The 2226-nt window shown below is 64.2% G+C and carries 1 protein-coding gene and 1 pseudogene; one reads left to right on the top strand and one right to left on the bottom strand.

Annotated elements, in window-relative coordinates; translation table 11 throughout:
- The first annotated feature begins 44 nt into the window (after positions 1 to 44).
- Entirely contained in the window at positions 45 to 1658 is a 1614-nt protein-coding gene (locus NW827_RS03920) for a lysostaphin resistance A-like protein (RefSeq protein WP_414362585.1), read from the top strand.
- Between the two features lie 12 nt (positions 1659 to 1670).
- On the opposite strand, the pseudogene NW827_RS03915 reads toward NW827_RS03920, so the two are convergent.
- Positions 1671 to 2226: pseudogene (locus tag NW827_RS03915) on the bottom strand (J domain-containing protein); the annotation flags it as partial.

Raw genomic sequence — 2226 nt, 5'->3', positions numbered from 1 at the left:
TAGAAGCTAGGATATAACCCGCTGGAGTTGCCTCCCTTGCTGCCATGTCTCCTCCTGAAGCCACGGCCTCTGTCGATTCCTTTTCCACTTGGCTTGCTGTTCGCCGGGGGATCCTCAACCTGCTCAGCTTGCTGGCTCTGGGCATTGTTGGGCTTTCGCTTGCCAGCAGTTGGTTCCAGCCGCCACCGCAAACGAAGTTAGATCTGTTGCAGACCAACCTGGCTCTGCAGGCTGCCCGCACCCTTGATGATCCCCGCTATCAGGATCTGGCCCGAGCTCTGCTGGGTCAGGAGGTGTTCAAGGTAGCCAGCCATCGCTACCGACAGGTGGCTGACAACTACGCCGAACGCCTCCAGCGCCTCAAGCGAATGGCGGGGCTGGAAACGGCTGGGGCTCCAGAGGTGGGCACACCCGAACTGGCCAGCCTTTCCGAGGCGGCGGGGCCGGCCGCAACCCAAGAAGAAGAGGATCCCGCCCTCCTGGCTGCTATTCAGGATCTGCAGGCAGAGCTGGATGGGCTATGGCTGCGCCTGGGCTTGCTCTACGCTTACCAGGAGGATCTGGAGGCGGCCCAGCAGCAGTGGCAGCAGGTCACCGATCCCAGCCGCCCCTTTGCGTTGGAATCCAAGCACAAGGAGGTGGCGCAGGTCTTACAGGGGCTGTGGGGAACACCGCGGCGCATTTTGCCCGAGGCCGAGGTGCACATCCGCAACCACCTGGACGGCTGGTTTGAGGCGGTGGCCTTGCAACAGCTCTACCATCTGCAGCAGCGCAGCGACAGCCTCAATGCCCTCAACCAGGAGCAGGAAAAGTTGGCCTTGGCAGCCCTGTTTCGGCTAGCGGTGGTGGGCGGGATCCCGGTGCTAGGGGCGCTGCTGGGGCTCGTCCTCCTGCTGGGTTGGCTGGGCTGGAGCTTCTGGCACCAACGTCCCCTCCTCGGCCCGGCCTGGGAGGTGCCTTGGCCAGGGATCGGGGCGCAAGCGGTGCTGACCGGCTGGTTTTTGGGGTTCATTCTCCTCAATACCCTGGTGCCTCGCCTTTACACGGTCCTGCTGGGTTTGGGGGCGCAACAGCTCAGCCCTTGGCATCAGGCGGTAACCCTGTTTCTCACCTACAACGCCGGCGCTCTGCTGGGAGTGGCGCTGGTGTACCGGCTTCTCCGGCTCTATCCCGGCTGGCAGAGGGTGTTGCAGGTGCGGCTGTGGGGCCCTTGGCCGCTCTGGGGCTTGGGCGGCTACTGGGCAGCCCTGCCTTTGGTAGTGCTGGCGGCGGCCCTGTCGCAGCTGCTGCTGCCGCAGGCGGGGGGTGGCAACCCCATTTTGCCGCTGCTACTAGAGAGCCACGGCTGGGGGGCGCGCTTGCTGTTTTTGGCGGTGGTTTCTGTCTGTGCCCCTGTTTTTGAGGAGATCCTGTTCCGGGGTTTTTGGCTGCCTACGCTAAGCCGCTACTTGCCAATGGGGGGTGCCATCTTGCTCAGTGCTTTCACCTTTGCCCTTGCCCACCTCAACCTTTCCGATCTGCTGCCCCTGACCACGCTGGGGATAGTGCTGGGGGTGGTGTACAGCCACAGCCGCAACCTGTTGGCCCCCATCCTGCTGCACAGCCTCTGGAATACGGGATCCCTGGTCACGCTGCTGCTGCTGGGGGACGCTTCCTAAGGGGAGTTGGGCCTACTTTTTCTTGCCAAAGAGGCGGCTCCAGAAGCCGCCGCTATCCTCTTTGCGCGGCGGCGGCACCACTTTCTGGGCCTGGGAGGTCTGGCGGCTGGCAGCAGGGACAGGAACCGGCGGCTGGGTGGTGACCTGCTGTAGCCAGCGGCGCACCTCCGCCATTAGCTCGGCGTTGCCCGGCTCGAGGCGGCTGGCCTGCAGGAAGTCGGCTTTGGCCATACCGGCGTTGCCTTGCTTCAAGTGGGCAATGCCCCGGTGCAGGTAGTAGCGGGCCACGTTGGGCTCGGCGCTGATGGCAAAGTTTAAATACTGGATGGCAACCCGGTACTGCTTGCGCTCAATCATGTCCAGCGCCTGCAGGAAGCGGGTCTCGGCAGGGTTGAGTTGGGGAGTTGGGGGCGGGGTGGGCGGGACCGGGGAGCTGGCTGCGATCCCACCCAAGGGGGTGCGGCTGGGGGAAGGGGTTGGGTTCCCAGGCGGGGGCGTGGTTTTGGCGGCAGGTGTCGGGATTCCCTTGTAGCCGGCTTTGAGCAGCAGATAGGCCAGGTTGAGCTCG

The sequence above is a fragment of the Synechococcus sp. H70.1 genome (genome assembly GCF_047502705.1).
Classification (GTDB): Bacteria; Cyanobacteriota; Cyanobacteriia; order Thermostichales; family Thermostichaceae; genus Thermostichus.
Note: the sequence above shows the minus strand (reverse complement) of the source record. Positions and strands in the feature narration are given on the sequence as shown.

What these genes read in the sequence shown, in the direction of transcription:
- NW827_RS03920 (WP_414362585.1), top strand. Translation starts at nt 45, where the DNA reads ATGTCTCCTCCTGAAGCCACGGCCTCTGTCGATTCCTTTTCCACTTGG.